Origin of the sequence: Bacillus sp. AFS031507, assembly GCF_002584635.1 — a bacterium.
Lineage (GTDB): Bacteria > Bacillota > Bacilli > Bacillales > Cytobacillaceae > Neobacillus.
Genome location: NZ_NUOW01000014.1, coordinates 36819 through 52750, shown reverse-complemented (window position 1 = coordinate 52750; position 15932 = coordinate 36819). Strand labels below are relative to the sequence as shown.

Genomic DNA, 15932 nt, shown 5'->3' with positions numbered 1-15932 from the left:
GAAATGCTGGTGAAATCATGGGTTATTCTCTTTAAGAATGAACAACGTATTCATGGTTTCACCAGCATTATGTCTGATCATATGTTTTTATATTAATTCTCTAATGGTCTGCTCCAACTCTGGATTGATTAAATACACTTTTCTTGGGACACGAGACTCAATGTTAGAGGTTGCCTGACTTGCCAACTCAAGAATAACGAAAGAATCAATAAACGATTGGCAAATTTCATCGACCTGCTCCACAGAATATCCGAGCTTGTCTGCTAATTCTTTTCTTTCGATATAAGGCTGATTGACAATCGTCTTTAAAACTAACTTAATATCTTGATCTTCTAGTTTGGTTTGAAGCAATTGCGTTTCCATTATTTTACCCCCTGTTTTGCCATTAACTTTTCAACGGGAACATAATCAAAGTCATATCCAAAATAGCGAGGACCGAATGTCTCAAGACCTTTTTCTGTTCTCATCCGTTCATGAGCCGGTATAAGAATAATCGAGCCACGGTAGCCGTATTTCATAATGTCCGTACGAATCGGCTCACCTGTTTCAATATCAAGGATTGCAATGAGATCCGGTGTAACACATTTTAGTTCGTTATCCACCCTTAAATTTAACCATTCATTTTGAAAATCCAATTCAGCTCTTTGTCCTTTGCAGTCTCCAATACCTTCCATTATCACTTTTCCAAGTGAGAATCCTTTGTTCATCTCACCACCAAATTCTCTTTGAATATCGACGATTTTCCCATTGAATACTCGGTGGCCTTGAATATTTCTAGTATTTTTAATACTAGTTAAAATTTGTTCAACTGGGTCATTGTGGCTCTTTCTGGCTTCCATGACGGCTTTCCCTACATCCCATGCAATACTTTGGGAGTTTAAGATGGAGGTTCTTTTCACATCAGCTCCAGACATTGCGTAGGTGGCTACCCAGGAAATTCCGCCATAAGACATCGCTACTTTTCGTGCAATCGACTCTGCCATCAGATCATCATCCTGTGTATCAATCACCGTTGTGTTCATACGGTCATCGGTAGAAACTGTTGGGGATGCGTGCACCCCTTGAGTAGCCCATGAAGTCATTTGCAACTCAGGGAATGCACGATTCATTCCATCTACATCGATCACAGGCAATCCCAATTCTGCTGCAACAGCATAAGCAACAATGGAGTTTACCCCTCCACACTCAAGTGGGATTGTTGCTTGTAGTTTTTTGCCCATATAGGCTTCCAATGTGGAAACCGCTTTATTCAAAACGTCTTCATTAGGCGGCTTTTCCGTTAACACTAGGGCTGCTCCTAAACAAGCAGGGCTCGCCACTAAAATATCATCTGGAATATCTAGTGGGTCAATCATAACAATATCTTTGCCTTCATCTAAAACTTTATAGGCCCATAGCAGTCCGATTTCCGGATCTCCTCCACCACCAGTGGCTAAAATAGAAGCCCCTAGCGTAATTTCTTCAATGCTTTTCTTGTCGATTACCCGATAATTGGTAATACCCCAATCTTCTAAAATGTCATAAACACTCATGGTTTCCCTCCTCACTGTTTTAAGCAAATACTTTGCCCTTAACCCGTACTCTGACCTTTTGTTTCTTTCCTGGCATGTAAGCAAACGGAATTTCTTCCACATCTAAAATTTCCTCTGTTCCAGCAATGGCTCCAGCTTCTTGCGCATTTTTCTTAGCTAAGGCAACAACACGGTCGATGGCATCATTTCGGTTTTCAACTGCAAGGTCAACGGCCAATTCTGCAGAAGCTCCAATTTCCGCGATCGTTGTTCCAATTGCGCCGCCCACTTCAAAATGATTCGGAAGGACCACCTCAGTAGTTCCTTCAATATTATGCTGCGGAACAGCTAAGGCTCCCCCGCCAATAAAGATAGCAGGTATTAACCCCGATTCAGTTTTCATCTGGTCAATGGCAATCTCAACACGTTCCTTAATTCTAGCGTTCGCTTCCTTCACTAAGGATGCTGATAATGAATTTATTGCAGCTATGTTCGTAACATAATTGGTATCAAAAATCTCAAGTTTGCTGTTTAAACGTCCTGTTGCCACAGCAATATCATGTACGGTTAAAATAGGACCGCCGAATGATTTACCTAGTTTGACAAGGTTATATCCCACGCTTTCAGGTCCCAAACCAATGACTTTATCCTGTTGAGTTTTGATAATCGTTCCACCGCCCAGAGCAATGGACAAAAGGTCAGGACAGCGTACATTTGTTTTTACTCCACCGATATTTACAGTGATAGAGGATTCTCTTGGAAAACCATTTACAATATAGGCTACATCAGTTGAGGTTCCACCCACATCCACGACCGCCCCATTTTGGATACCTGATAAGTACACGGCTCCACGAACAGAAGCAGCTGGTCCCGAAGCTACTGTAAAGATTGGATACTCTACTGCATGATCAGCGTTCATTACACTTCCATCGTTTTGAACCACAAATAGCTTTGCATTGATATTTCGATCTGCCACCGCTTGTTTGAATGCTTCAACGGCACGTTTCATAACCGATTTAACGGAAGCGTTTAAGATCGTTGAGTTTTCTCTTTCTAGTAAAGAGATGGATGCGATTTTATGGGATTGAGTAATGAACACCTCTTCACCAAGGTAATCCCTTACGATTTCCATTGCACGGTCTTCGTGTTTTGGTATGATTGGTGAAAATACACCAGTAATGGCTACCGATCCTACCTTCCCTTTCATTGCTTTCGCTGCATCCATAATGGCTTTTTCATCTAAAGGGACTATGTCCTTACCGTTATATTCAGATCCACCTCGAATGATATGTACATGTTCTTTACCACCTAAAGCAGCGATTAAATCTTCTGGCCACCCGGTCATTGGCGGTATCGCAGTTGTCGCAGGTGCCCCAATGCGGAAAATACCTACTTTATCAAGTTTGCGTCTTTCAATTATGGCATTCGTTGTATGGGTAGTTCCAAGGGAAACCATTTCTATTTTAGAAACATCTACTTGGCTATTTTTTAACAATAAATCCAATGCATTTATAATCCCTGTTGTAATATCTTCTGTGGTTAATGACTTTGTTTTCGAAACAACTTCTTTGCCTCTCATTAAAACACCATCGGTAAAAGTCCCACCGACATCAAAACCAATCCTGATTTGCTCTGACATATGTTTTCCTCCTCGTTATATATTTCCTATTAATCCATTATTCTGTTGATTTTATTTTAGAAAAAGGCTCCACCAAATCTATTAAATTAGTTAAGGTGAAGCCTAAGTAATAAACATTTTATCTGCTTAATATTTAAATGGATTAAACTTTTTTAATGTTAATGTAAGATTTCGCCTTCCGTTTCTCTAATAAATAGGATTGTAATCAGTGTAATAACCATGAAAACCTGAATAAAAGAAACTGTTGCTCCAAATACCCAGCCTAATCCAATTACAAAACCGATTAACGATGGAGCCACCGTGTTAGCCCAACGTTGTCCGCCAACACCCCAGCTATATCCTACACCACGTACATTTGTTGGATAGATTTCACCAAACCATGTGTTCCAAACGCCCCATGCCCCTAAGCTAAAGAATCCTAAAGCGAAGTTGAATGCATATAGTTGGAATACACTCGAAGAATACGCAAATGCAAATCCAAAGATTGATGCAAATAATACGAAAGCAAACATGACTTTTTTACGTCCGAATTTACTAGTTAGGTGTGCAGCTACGATATACCCAGGAATCTGTGCTACGGCTGATAATGCAACGAAACCTAAGCTTTGTCCCATTGATAAGCCCTTTTGTTGTAATAATGTTGGAATCCAAGTATACAATCCCCAATATCCAAAAGAGAAACAGAAATTGACGATTGTTTGTAATGCTGTTGTTTTTATCATTTTCGTTTTGAAAATTTCAAAGATACTACCTTGTTTTACTTTAGAGACAAATAATTCTGTATCCTGACTAACCAGTGTTTTACCTTCACTTAAATCAGAAATAATTTGCTTGGCTTCCTCTGTTCTTCCCTTTCCTGCAAGCCAGTAAGGAGATTCAGGAATTTTTTTAATAACGAAAGCCCATAATCCAGCTAGCGAACTAATAAAAATGATTGCTCTCCAACCGCCCAATATCCCTTCCACATCCATTGTTAAACTGGTTATTCCAAGGGCAATTAATGTACCAATTGGCCATCCTGCTGATAAATATACGGCTGCTTTACCACGCTGTTTAACTGGGAGCATTTCTTCGTAATAAGGAAAGATACACGCCAGTACACCACCCAAGGAAAAACCGGATAATAAGCGCAATGTGTAAAGTGTTTCAAAATTGGGTGAAAATGCACTGACAGCTGAAACCACTCCATATAAGAGTAAGCTGTAAATAATCGTTTTCTTTCGTCCGATTTTATCTCCAACAATCCCCCAAACATATGTCCCCGGAATCATACCTAAGAAAATTGCACCAATAAGGGAACCTACTTGGACAGGAGTTAAAGAAAATTCAGCGGCGATAGCTCCACTAATCATAATGATAATCATCATTTCCCATGCCTCGATTACAAACGCCATAAATAGCGCTACCCCTACAAACCGATGTTTTTTTGTAAATGGCATGTTTTCAAAAAAAGTACCAACTTCAACAGTTTTCTCTTGAGACTTAGCAGAAGCTACCACTTCCATTTAACCCACTCCCCTATTCATAATGATAAAACTAATTCTTATTTAAAACCTGATTATATAAGTTAAACGCCTCCACCTCCTTTTCCGGAGGAGATTGATACCCTACCTTTTTGCTGTGGGTCCAGGATAATTTTTGTTTTATTTCTACTAAAAATTCTGCGTATTTAAATGGCGCACAGCTCGCGTCAATGACTGGCACGCCTAATTCTTGTTGCAATGATTCAAAGAAACCAAACTCTCCTGTACAGCCTAATACAATGACATCTGCCCCATCTTTCTCGATCGCTTCATTCGCTGCCGCCCTGATTCTTCTCTTTGTTTCTTCAGGATCCTTCTGGAAATCATGCACCCCGAGCTCAAGCGATTTAAATGACGCCAATTTATGTGCAAAGCCATATTTGTGGACATTTTCTTTCATTTCCGGAATCCATTTTTTTCTGCCCACAAGAATCGAGAAATTTTCTCCAAGCGTTGTGGCAATGTGCAAAGCAGCTTCAGCAGGTGCGGTAACAACCATTTTTTCAGCAACTTCTCTGCATGCTCTTAAAGCGGGATCATAAAAACAGCCGAGAATTGCCGCGTCATAACCGTCCTCTTCCGCCTTTTTCACAGTCCTGATCAACTCTGGAATGACCATCGCTTCATAGCAGTTATACTCCACGTGGATCGGCCCTGGTCCGGCAAAAGAAACAACATCCACCACTGTGTCCGGACTTTTATAACGTTCAAATTGTGTTCTAAATTCTTCATCAAAAACGTCTGTGTGCAATGGATTAATAAACAAAATTCTCTTACTAGCCATTTTTTTCCTCCAATATTTAAAAATTCAGAATAATAACTATCTTTTTTATCATATTACCATAAATATTAAAGTAATAGCATAATTATTTTTGAAAAAAATAATTATTTTTAATATTAATTTAATTTCGCCCTTTTAGTCTTTTAATCTCGTAAAAGTAACTCTTTCAGTACCATCTAACCAGATACGTTCACCAACTTTTTGTAAAAGATCCAGATAAGTAAAATCAACCTGGGCAAAAACGTTAACCGGTTCATCCCCTTTGTGGCTCCGTGTATGTTCTGCACCATAGTAAATAGCTAAAACTTCTAAAACGTCCGGTTCAGACTCAAGCGCCCAATCTCTCCAGTAGACAATTTCCCCTACACTAGTAGAGATGGTTTGGTTTTCTCGTTTTGGCATAGAAGTAGATGAAATTTCAAAATTTACTTCACGGCCTGACCAGCGTGAATGCCTTACTGTCTGCGATATGGGAAGTGCCTCCCAAACGATTTGACACGTTTGGGGGGCCTTATCTTCTAGTAATGTTGCCGGGAAACTTTCCCCGTTTTCAAATTTGATTAATATTCGGCGCATATTTCACCTCTTAACCTATTTTGTTTCTTTGGCGATACATAATGGTTTCTTGTTCGTCCACTTCTAAAACGTCTTCCTTAATTACGACACCGTACTGCACAAACGCAGTTTGTCGGTCGATGTATCCATCGATAACATCTTCAAGCACACGAAAGGCTTCCCGTTCAAACGGATGCCCAAATCCGCCGCCTCCACCCGTTTTCACAATGACCTTGTCTCCATTGTTCATCGGTTTAGCATTTAATTTCAGGGCATTTTCTTCTTTTTCCCCACTTAAAATAGTTACTTCTGGTGATGCTGCCTCTTTACCATCAAAAAGTCCCCAGGCAGGTGTTTTTGAACGCTCTAACCAAAGGTATAAAAAAGCTTCATCTGCAGAAACTTCGTAGCCTCTAATAATTCCGAGACCTCCTCGGTTCTTTCCAGGTCCCCCAGAATTCTGTCTAAAGCCATAGGTGGTTACTTTAAAAGGATACTTATCTTCAAGAACCTCAATAGGCAGGTTCTTGAAATCGCCATTAACATTATTGATTAAACCGGATTGGCCGTCATTAGCAGCAAAGCCTCCCCAGCCGCCTGCCGTAGCTTCTACGTTTAAGAACGGCGTGTTACGGCGCGGGTCAATCCCTGAAAACGTTATGATCATCGAATCCCCGTAATGTGCACCCGCACTTCTTTCCTTAAGAGCTGGAGAAAGGGCTTTAACGACAAGATCAATAAGCAGGCCTAGTGCAGAAAAATACCAAACACACGCTGCCGGCTCTTGCGCACTAAAGATCGTTCTTTCTGGTACCACAACATTTAATGTTTTAAAATTCCCTCCGGTGACAGGTGCATCGGGGCTGATAAGTTCTTTAAAAGCTACCCGGCAGGCTGAGATCGTTTGAGCCAATCCACAGTTGGTCATTCCTCTAACTTGTTCGCTGGAGCCAGTGAGATCGATCGTAATATTTTCCCCTTCAACGGTTACTTTTACTTTTACTGGTACTGGTTCATCGGACACTCCATCATTGTCCAAACAACCTTCCGCCTCATAAACTCCATCAGCAATCCTCGCAATCATTTTGCGGTCTAAAAGTTCAGATTGCTTGAAAATATCCCGAATGGAGCGGTTTACTTTTTCTAAACCAAATCGGCTGATGATCTCATGAAAACGTTTCTCTCCGGTACGGCAGGCAGCAATTTGAGCATTAAGATCCCCTAATGCAGCATCGCGAAAACGGCTGTTAGAAATAATAAGATTAATAACATCTTTACGAGCCTGACCAGCATCGTATATTTTTGTAGGCGGAATACGTACTCCTTCCTGGTAGATTTCTGTAGCATCCATGGAGAAACCTGGATCCTGGGCACCTACATCAAGCCAGTGGGCACGATTCGCGGTAAAACCGATCAGTTCATCATCATAAAAAACGGGTGAAATTACTGTAATATCATTAAGATGAGTACCAGTTAGATAAGAATCATTCATGATATAGACATCACCTGGCTGATATCTTTCAACCCCACCAATCGAAGCGGTAACGATTTTTATACACTCATCTAAATTTCCTAAAAAGATTGGAAGTCCTGCTGATTGACCCAGCAATTCTGCGTTTTTATTAAAAATACCAACGCTGCAATCCTTCATTTCATATATGATCGGAGAAAAGGAACTTCTTGCCAAACTCGCATTCATTTCATGTGCGGCCGAAATTAGTGCATTCCGAATGATTTCCGTTGTAATTGGATTTTCTAAAAATTTACCTGTTTTCATTACAGTTTTAGCATCCATATGTTTAAACTACCTCCTTCGTAATTTCAAGGTTACCTGACCGATCCACTTCAACTCGATATCCCCCAGGGATAACTGTTGTGGTTCTAGGATCTTCTACAATCGCAGGTCCAAAAAATTGGTGGCCATACTGCAAATAAGCTGTCGTAAGGACTGGGGTATTTTTTTCCTGCCCATTCCAGATGACTTGTTTGTTTGTTCTGGTTACGATATCTGTATCCGTTTTAATCGAGGTTTCACTTCCTGTATCATTCTCTTTTTCTAGCTTTCCGTAGCCAGTGATACGTAAATTGACGGCCTCTATTATTCCATCAGGATTGTTATGGCCATAGATTTTCCCATGCATCTCATGGAAGAGACCAGCTAGCTGGACAATTGACTTGTGTTCATTTATTTCAACATTTAAAGGAACATTGACTGTGTATTCCTGGCCAACGTAGCGAATATCAACTGTACGTTGGAACGACATATCTTTCTTATTCACTTTTTGTTGAGCTAAAATGTTAATGGTTTCTTGCTCCATCTCAGTATAAAGATCACTCATCATCTTTTTATCGCTTCGATCTAAAACAGCTACAAACGTTCTTACTGCATCATGACGGATATCTGTCTGAAGCATGCCCCAAGCCGAGAAAGTGCCAGCAACTGTTGGGACAAGGATTTTCGTAATTCCAAGAAGATCGGCGATTAACACGGCGTGCATCGGACCCGCTCCACCAAATGCGACAAGCGCGAAATCACGTGGGTCAATCCCTTTGCTTACTGTTAACGTACGAATGGCGTCCGCCATTTTTGCATTGGCAATATCACAAATCCCTTCTGCTGTTTCTAGTACTCCTAAACCTAGCTGGTCAGCAATTTGCTTAACAGCTCGATAGGAAGCATCTCGGTCTAATCTCATGTTCCCGCCAAGAAACCCTTCCTCATCCAGACGTCCTAACACTAGGTTGGCGTCCGTTACAGTTGCTTGAGTACCTCCATTTCCATAACAGGCAGGACCTGGGTCTGCTCCTGCACTTTTTGGACCTACACGTAATCCCCCGCCCTCGATCCAGGCAATAGAACCACCACCCGCCCCAATTGTGTGAATATTAACCATTGGTGTAAGAATAGGAAACTCTTCTAGACTAGTTTCCGACGTAACATCTGGTTCTCCATCAATGACCAGACTTACATCAAAACTGGTTCCTCCCATATCGACACAAATTAGGTTCTTATAGTCTGTGAGTTTCCCAAGGCTAATACTTCCGATTGCACCCCCGACCGGACCGGACATAAGCGTTTGGATTGGCATTTTCTTTGCAACCCCAGATGTCATCACCCCGCCATTGGATTGCATAATATATAAGTCTCCTTCTAACCCTCCTTGCCCCGTCCTTTCTTCTAGACTAGCAAGATAGTTTTCAACAATCGGTGCTACATAGGCATTGATCACCGTCGTACTAGTACGTTCGTACTCACGCCATTCACGAGCAATTTCATGCGATAGCGATACTGAAATGTGAGGTGCTTTTTGTTTAATAAACTCTTTTACTTTTGTTTCATTTTCTGGGTTTTTGTATGAGTGTAAAAGACTTACCGAAACGGAGTTAAATCCTTTTTCGATAATTTGATTGACCACTTCATCCAAATGGTTAAAGTCTAGATTTGTCTCGACTGTACCGTCAGCTAAGACTCTTTCCTTTACCTCAAAAACGTTACGGCGCTTTACTAGAGGTTCCGGTTTTCTATATGTAATGCTATACATATCAGGACGATTCGCACGGCCTATTTCATAAATATCCCTAAAGCCTTCAGTGACAATTAAGGCTACATTCGATCCCTTTCGTTCGAGAAAAGCATTAAGTCCTGCTGTTGTTCCATGTACGAAGTAATCGATTTCACTAAAGTCCTCAACTAGATTTTTCATACCCTCCAATACACCATCTGACAGGTTCTTTGGAGTGGTTAAAATTTTCTCTGTTTGATATTTCGCTTCTTGCTTGTCATAAAGAACTAAATCCGTAAATGTTCCCCCTATATCTATCCCTAAACGATATCGCGTCACAAAAACAGCTCCTTTTCGTGCTATATTTTTAAGAGGTACTGCATTTAATTCAAATCTCAAAATCTAGTTATGCCTTTTCACTGCCCAAAGCTTCTTTTTTCCCAGTATGAACGAAATTTTTAGTAAGAATATTCAGTCTTTCGCAGCCATCATCAGTCACAAAAACGATATCCTCGATTCTAACACCAAAATTACCACTTAAATAAATGCCTGGCTCAATGCTAATGACCATTCCTTCTTCTAAAAGCTGTTCGTTGTTTGAAGTCACAAATGGTTCTTCGTGAACTTCTATTCCTAAGCCATGGCCAGTACGATGAGTAAAATATTCCCCATATCCGGCATTACTGATAATATCTCTTGCTGCCTTGTCAATATTCTTTAAAGGTACCCCTGGTCTTACAGCCTTAACGGCTGCTTCCTGTGCCTGTTTCACTATTTCATAGACTTTCAACATTTCGTCAGTAGGTTCTCCCCCTACTAATACCGTTCGGGTCATGTCTGAACAATAGTGGTCTTTAATTCCACCCATATCAATGACAACCATATCTCCAGCGGCAATAGAAGTTTCATCTGATTGATGATGTGGGATCGCTCCGTTTTTCCCCGAACCTACAATGGGATTAAAGGACAGTGTTTCAACTCCTTGCAAGGCAAAAAGGCGCTTAATCTCATCCGCTACCTCTTTCTCGGTAAGTCCAGGTCGAAGGTAATCAATTACTTGTTGTAATACATTATCCGCGATTGCGCCTGATCTCTTCAGTAATTCGAATTCTTGAGAGTCTTTATTTAGTCTTGATTTACCAATTACTTGCGTACTTTCAACAAACGATAATTGATTTTTCAATTGTATAAGCTTAAGTAGGTTTTGACTTGGCCATAGATTATCGATTGATACGGTTCCATTTAGTGGAAGAATACTTGCCAATAACTCCAATGAATTCTCTCCATCCTTCCAGAAAGCGTTTTCAAAAATTCCATTGAAACTGACTTCTTCTTTTGACATTTCATGAACGATCATGGTTGGCTTTCCAGCTTTAGGTATGACAATCGCCTGCAATCTTTCATGGGAGTCCAGCCATGTCCCGCTAAAATAGAAAAAATTCGGTGGTGAGGTAACTACAACAGCCTCTAGATTTAATTCTTCTAATTGTTTTTGTACTTTATGGATACGGTTTTGATATGACAATGAATACGCCTCCTCAAATTCTAGTTAAAAATTACATAGATAGAAAGCCCTGCTTTTTTATAAAAAATGCAAGGCTTTCTATATGCAAATACTCATCGAGTGTGAATGTTATTATATATTCTTATGAAATAATGGTTATCTGTTAACCAGTACCCAAACAAGTTCGCAATCTTCTTGTCCGTCGTTATAGGCCCAGTGTTCTTCGCCATGGGGAATAAAGGTGGCTTGTCCCGCCGAAACTCGGTATTCTTTTCCACCACTCATGGTTAAAATGGAGCCTTTTAAAAAAATAGCGTATTCATCTTGCTCATGTGAACCCGTTCCTTGGAGTGGAATCCGGGCACCTGCTGGAACGGAAACCGTGCCGATCGAAGCACGGGCCCCTTCAATGATGGATTCATCAAATAGTGTTTTCATTGTTATTCCCGGGCGGTCTTCCTTAGCCACATCCTCTAATGTAATTACATTCATTTATTTCGCCTCCTTTGCTAGACGTTCTAGAGATAGTTCTTTTACTTCTATAGTTGATGCATCAAGGATTACCCCATAATCATTTTTTGCTTGCTCGACAGTGATATACTCATTTTTCACGTCGCTAACCACCTTCTCAACCGGTCGTTTCAGCGGGTCACCGTATCCGCCACCCGATGCTGTTACAAGGCGGGCAACATCATTTTTATTTAACGGATATTGATTATACTTACCATATGGTCCGTCGACTTCACCGTTCGCTTTTACAATCTCAAAATAATTATTAGAACCATCTTTTCCTTCTTCTGCTCCCCATACATCATATTTATGGCGACCAAAGGATGCGGTAAAGACCTGATTATCTGTTAAAGCACGGTAAGAACGGATAACACCCTGACCACCGCGAAATTCACCTGCACCAGCTCCATCAGTAGATAGGCTATACTCATCAACTAAAACACCATTTCTTGTTTCGCACACTTCTACGGGGATATTGAAGGTTTCCCCATCCAGGATACAGAATTGACCGGAAGCTCCATCCGCGCCTTCTGCTCCTCCCCATCCACCAACAGATGGTTCAACAATCAAGAAACGCTCATCCGTATCTTGATGTTTACCTGAAAGAATCGCTACACACACTGATAAGAAATGGCCTGCAGATAAACGTTCAGGTACAACCGGGGCTAACGCTTTCCAAATTAAGTCTGTTCCAAATAACATCGACTCCCAATACATCGAAACAGGGGCTGGGCGCATCGCATTAAAGATCGAGCCTTTATCGGTAATAACATGAAGCGGGCGGAATGATCCATCATTTACATCTTGAGAAGGATTGGTTACGGCAAGATATACAGTGCGGACAGCAGAAACTAAACCCGTATAAGTAGTATTGATTGAACCAGTCACTTGCGGATGGCTGCCACGGAAGTCACAAATAAACTGATCATCGGTAATCGACACCTTCACCTGTACTCGGAATGGACCTTCTTCAATACCATCATCATCGATATAATCGACTGCTTCATACGTACCCTTCGGTATTTCTTTTAAAGCTTTAAGTGCTAATTGTTCACCATGCTCTAAAAGATAATTAATAGAGTTAAGCACAGTATCTTTTTTATACTTATCACACAATTCTTGGACTCGTCGTTCACCTGTTTTCAGTGCAGCTACCTGAGCCCACATATCCCCTAATGAAAGATCTGGAAAGCGGACATTTGCAGCTATAATATCCACTACAGCCTGATTCAATTTCCCTTCGTCAAATAATTTTATACAAGGAAATTGCAGGCCTTCTTGATAGATCTCTGTTGAATCGGTAGACATAGATCCAGCGTCTTTTCCTCCAACCTCTGTCCAGTGCGCTTTGTTCGCGGAAAAAGCGATTAACTCTCCTTGATAAAAGATCGGCATAACCAATCCAACATCACATAAATGGGAGCCGCCCCCGCCATATGGATCATTAATCAAAATGATGTCCCCCGGTTTTAAATCACCTGGTTTATTGTATCTTTCAACTGTTTCGCGAACCATGAAAGAAAGCATCCCAATAAAGCCAGTTACTCCGTTCCCTTGTGTTAGCAATTGGCCTTTAGAATCCATAAGACCGCTCGCATAGTCTAAAACTTCATATATAATCGGACTCATTGAAGTACGCGCTAAGGCATAAAACATTTCTTCGCCAATCGCAACTAATGAATCTTTAACAATATCTAATGTAAATGGATCTACTTTTGGTGCAACTGTATTTGCCATCGTCTTATACCCCCGTCTCAATGATTAAATTGCCATAAACGTCAACAGTGACCGATTGCCCAGGGTAAACAACTGTTGATGCAGATGACTCTTCCACAATGGCAGGCCCTTCAATAGCCGCATCTGGTGTTAGCTGTGCTCTGTCATATACCTTTGTTTCAATCCATCCATGCTCTTCATATAATACTGGTCTTACTTCTTTTAATGCACTTTCTAAAGATGCGCCGGTATTTTCCAGTTTAGCCAATTCAGGCTTCTTAACTGAACCAAGAGCTATTAAGTGCAGGTTAACAATTTCAGTTGGCGACTCTTCCAATTTAAATGTATATAATTGCTCATGTGTTTCATGGAACTTATGAATCACTTGCTGCATTGTTTCTTTAGTTATTTCTCCGTTAGGAACTGGAACTTTCACGGTATGCTCTTGACCGACATAGCGTAAGTCTACAAAACGAGTGAACAGAACGTTTTCCTTTTTTACACCTTCTTGATCATACTGAGAAATAGCGTCTGTTTCCTGTTTTGCCAGGGTCCCATTAAGCTCTCCATAATCAATGCCTTCAACTCGACGAATAAAGGTTTGGATGTAGTCATGACGCAAATCTGTCATTAGCATTCCCCAAGCTGAGAACACAGAAGTTGCTACTGGCACAATAACCTTTCGTACCCCAAGCTCTTTTGCAAGTGCCGGAGCATGCATAGAACCTCCCCCGCCAAATGCTACTAAAGCGAAATCACGTGGATCATAGCCTTTTCTCACCGAAATAAGTTTTAGTGCATTAAGCATATTGGAATTGGCAATTCGGATTATTCCAAGAGCTGCTTCGTCAACCGATGTATCAAAATGGTTAGCAATTTTTTCTTGTATCGCGTTTCTTACGCTTTCCATATCGACAGCGTTATCGAAGTTTTTCGGTGAAAGCCGTCCAACCACAAGATTCGCATCAGTAGTAGTAGGTTCTGTTCCGCCTTTACCATATGCGATAGGTCCTGGCAAGGCTCCTGCTGATTGCGGACCAACCCTTAAAGATCCACCAGCATCAATCCAGGCAATTGAACCGCCACCGTTACCGATTTCAACTATATCGACCACTGGAACTTTAATTGGATAACCCGCAGTACGGTCTGTACGTTCAATATTATACTCAGTTGTTACCTTTACTTCGCCGCCGTCGATCAGAGAACATTTCGCAGTTGTTCCACCAATGTCAAAGGCAATGATATTTTCTTCACCAAGGATTTTTCCTAAGATAGCTGATCCATAAATTCCTGCAACTGGTCCTGACTCTACCATATTGATTGGTGTTTGCTTTGATTGCTCAAATGTAGTCGTACCGCCATTTGATTGCATAATATATTTGTTAGATTTATTGCCAACTTTATTTAATTCATTTTCAAGACGATCGACATAAGAAGAAGCAATAGGTTTAACATATGAGTTTAATACCGTTGTACTAGTGCGCTCATATTCCCTCCACTCTCTTGTTACCTCGTGGGAAGCAGTAACCGCAACATCAGGCCATAATTCATTGATAAGCTCTACTGTTTCTTTTTCATGTAATGGATTGCTATATGCATGCAGGTAAGAAACAGCAATCGCTTCCACATTTTCTTTCTTAAAGTAATGAACAATTTCTTCTATTTGTCCTTTATTTAAAGCTTGGATTACTTCCCCTTTGTAGTTCAAACGTTCTTCTACTTCTTGTCGTAAATAACGCGGAACAAAAGGAGTAGGTTTTTGATATTGGATATTGAAGAGATCAGGACGATTTCCACGTGCTATCTCTAACACATCACGAAATCCCTTAGTTGTAATTAATCCTGTCTTCACACCTTTTCGTTCAGTTAACGCATTAATAATGACAGTGGTTCCATGAATAAAAGTCTCCAACTGTTCTGTATTGATACCGCTTACACGAATAACATCCAAAACTCCTTTTTCAAAATTCGGGGGAGTTGTATGACTTTTAGCAACCCCAATTTTCCCTTGTTGATCAACAAAAACTAAATCAGTAAATGTTCCGCCAATGTCTGTTGCTACTCTCATGATTTAACCACCCATCTTAATAAATAATTTTTATATAGAGCAAGCCATTTAAAAAATGACTGGCGTTACAAAACAAAAGACCTTTGCATCATGATCAAGTGGATTCGTAATGGAATGCGGGATAGTCGATGGAAAGTGAATGGTATCACCTGGTTTTAAGATGTATTCCTTTCCTTCCACAGTTACGATCATAGCGCCCTCAAGAATGTAATAGAACTCTTCACCTGGATGGGTCACAATTTTTTCTTTAGGCTCACCAGGAGGAAAAGTCACTAACAAAGGTTCCACTGCTCTTCCTGGAAACTCCCCCCCGAGCCGGGTATAGATCGCCCCTGCCCCCTCAATTCTAAATGGTTTTTGTTCTTCTACTGTTACTTTATAATTTTTATTGGCAAAATCTTCGAAAAAATCAGTTATAGGAACATCGAATGCATCCGCTAATTTTTTCAATGATGTAATAGCTATTGAAGATGCAGCACGTTCAACTTGAGATAAAAAACTGATTGAAAGGCCTGTTTTCTCACTTAAATCCTTAAGTGTGAGTTTTTTTTCAAGCCGTAACTCTCTGATTTTCTTTGATACTTCTTCTTCCATTTTAAGACCCCCAAACGAGTAAAACATT

The 15932-nt window shown here is 40.6% G+C and carries 13 protein-coding genes; all 13 read right to left on the bottom strand.

Annotation, left to right across the window (positions count from 1 at the left end):
• Nucleotides 1-87 precede the first annotated feature (87 nt).
• The 13 genes from COE25_RS15320 to COE25_RS15260 all read right to left on the bottom strand — a co-directional run bounded on the left by COE25_RS15320 (nt 88) and on the right by COE25_RS15260 (nt 15904).
• The gene (locus COE25_RS15320; protein ID WP_088088335.1) at nt 88-363 is read right to left on the bottom strand and encodes a hypothetical protein; all 276 of its coding nucleotides are present in this window, start codon (nt 361-363) and stop codon (nt 88-90) included.
• The gene (locus COE25_RS15315; RefSeq protein WP_088088336.1) at nt 363-1532 is read right to left on the bottom strand and encodes an S-methyl thiohydantoin desulfurase family protein; all 1170 of its coding nucleotides are present in this window, start codon (nt 1530-1532) and stop codon (nt 363-365) included. Before COE25_RS15315 ends, COE25_RS15320 begins: the two co-directional genes overlap by 1 nt.
• Nucleotides 1533-1551: 19 nt before the next feature.
• Nucleotides 1552-3150, bottom strand: a complete 1599-nt coding sequence (locus tag COE25_RS15310) for a hydantoinase/oxoprolinase N-terminal domain-containing protein (RefSeq protein ID WP_088088337.1) — start codon at nt 3148-3150, stop codon at nt 1552-1554.
• A 158-nt stretch (nt 3151-3308) separates the two neighbouring features.
• On the bottom strand, nt 3309-4655 hold the full coding sequence (locus COE25_RS15305; RefSeq protein WP_098933213.1) for an MFS transporter: 1347 nt from the start codon (nt 4653-4655) through the stop codon (nt 3309-3311).
• A gap of 31 nt (nt 4656-4686) precedes the next feature.
• The gene (locus tag COE25_RS15300; RefSeq protein ID WP_088088339.1) at nt 4687-5457 is read right to left on the bottom strand and encodes an aspartate/glutamate racemase family protein; all 771 of its coding nucleotides are present in this window, start codon (nt 5455-5457) and stop codon (nt 4687-4689) included.
• 132 nt (nt 5458-5589) lie between these two features.
• Nucleotides 5590-6030, bottom strand: a complete 441-nt coding sequence (locus COE25_RS15295) for a DUF3830 family protein (protein ID WP_098933212.1) — start codon at nt 6028-6030, stop codon at nt 5590-5592.
• Nucleotides 6031-6040: 10 nt separating this feature from the next.
• Nucleotides 6041-7804 carry a hydantoinase B/oxoprolinase family protein gene (locus COE25_RS15290; protein WP_256942424.1) on the bottom strand — a complete coding sequence of 588 codons (1764 nt, stop codon included), beginning with the start codon at nt 7802-7804 and terminating at the stop codon, nt 6041-6043.
• A 4-nt stretch (nt 7805-7808) separates the two neighbouring features.
• Entirely contained in the window at nt 7809-9851 is a 2043-nt protein-coding gene (locus tag COE25_RS15285; protein WP_098933211.1) for a hydantoinase/oxoprolinase family protein, read from the bottom strand.
• A 67-nt stretch (nt 9852-9918) separates the two neighbouring features.
• Nucleotides 9919-11037 (bottom strand): M24 family metallopeptidase, encoded by a 1119-nt coding sequence (locus tag COE25_RS15280; RefSeq protein ID WP_098933210.1) that lies wholly within the window; start codon nt 11035-11037, stop codon nt 9919-9921.
• Between the two features lie 135 nt (nt 11038-11172).
• Nucleotides 11173-11508, bottom strand: a complete 336-nt coding sequence (locus tag COE25_RS15275; RefSeq protein WP_098933209.1) for a cupin domain-containing protein — start codon at nt 11506-11508, stop codon at nt 11173-11175.
• On the bottom strand, nt 11509-13263 hold the full coding sequence (locus COE25_RS15270) for a hydantoinase B/oxoprolinase family protein (protein ID WP_088088344.1): 1755 nt from the start codon (nt 13261-13263) through the stop codon (nt 11509-11511).
• A gap of 4 nt (nt 13264-13267) precedes the next feature.
• Complete coding sequence (locus COE25_RS15265) at nt 13268-15310, bottom strand: hydantoinase/oxoprolinase family protein (protein ID WP_098933208.1); 2043 nt, start codon at nt 15308-15310, stop codon at nt 13268-13270.
• Between the two features lie 48 nt (nt 15311-15358).
• Nucleotides 15359-15904, bottom strand: coding sequence for a helix-turn-helix domain-containing protein (locus tag COE25_RS15260; RefSeq protein ID WP_088088346.1), 546 nt, complete (start codon nt 15902-15904; stop codon nt 15359-15361).
• Nucleotides 15905-15932: the final 28 nt, after the last annotated feature.

Coding starts and splice junctions, on each gene's coding strand:
- COE25_RS15320 (WP_088088335.1), bottom strand. CDS start 363: ATGGAAACGCAATTGCTTCAAACCAAACTAGAAGATCAAGATATTAAG.
- COE25_RS15315 (WP_088088336.1), bottom strand. CDS start 1,532: ATGAGTGTTTATGACATTTTAGAAGATTGGGGTATTACCAATTATCGG.
- COE25_RS15310 (WP_088088337.1), bottom strand. CDS start 3,150: ATGTCAGAGCAAATCAGGATTGGTTTTGATGTCGGTGGGACTTTTACC.
- COE25_RS15305 (WP_098933213.1), bottom strand. CDS start 4,655: ATGGAAGTGGTAGCTTCTGCTAAGTCTCAAGAGAAAACTGTTGAAGTT.
- COE25_RS15300 (WP_088088339.1), bottom strand. CDS start 5,457: ATGGCTAGTAAGAGAATTTTGTTTATTAATCCATTGCACACAGACGTT.
- COE25_RS15295 (WP_098933212.1), bottom strand. CDS start 6,030: ATGCGCCGAATATTAATCAAATTTGAAAACGGGGAAAGTTTCCCGGCA.
- COE25_RS15290 (WP_256942424.1), bottom strand. CDS start 7,804: ATGGATGCTAAAACTGTAATGAAAACAGGTAAATTTTTAGAAAATCCA.
- COE25_RS15275 (WP_098933209.1), bottom strand. CDS start 11,508: ATGAATGTAATTACATTAGAGGATGTGGCTAAGGAAGACCGCCCGGGA.
- COE25_RS15270 (WP_088088344.1), bottom strand. CDS start 13,263: ATGGCAAATACAGTTGCACCAAAAGTAGATCCATTTACATTAGATATT.
- COE25_RS15265 (WP_098933208.1), bottom strand. CDS start 15,310: ATGAGAGTAGCAACAGACATTGGCGGAACATTTACTGATTTAGTTTTT.
- COE25_RS15260 (WP_088088346.1), bottom strand. CDS start 15,904: ATGGAAGAAGAAGTATCAAAGAAAATCAGAGAGTTACGGCTTGAAAAA.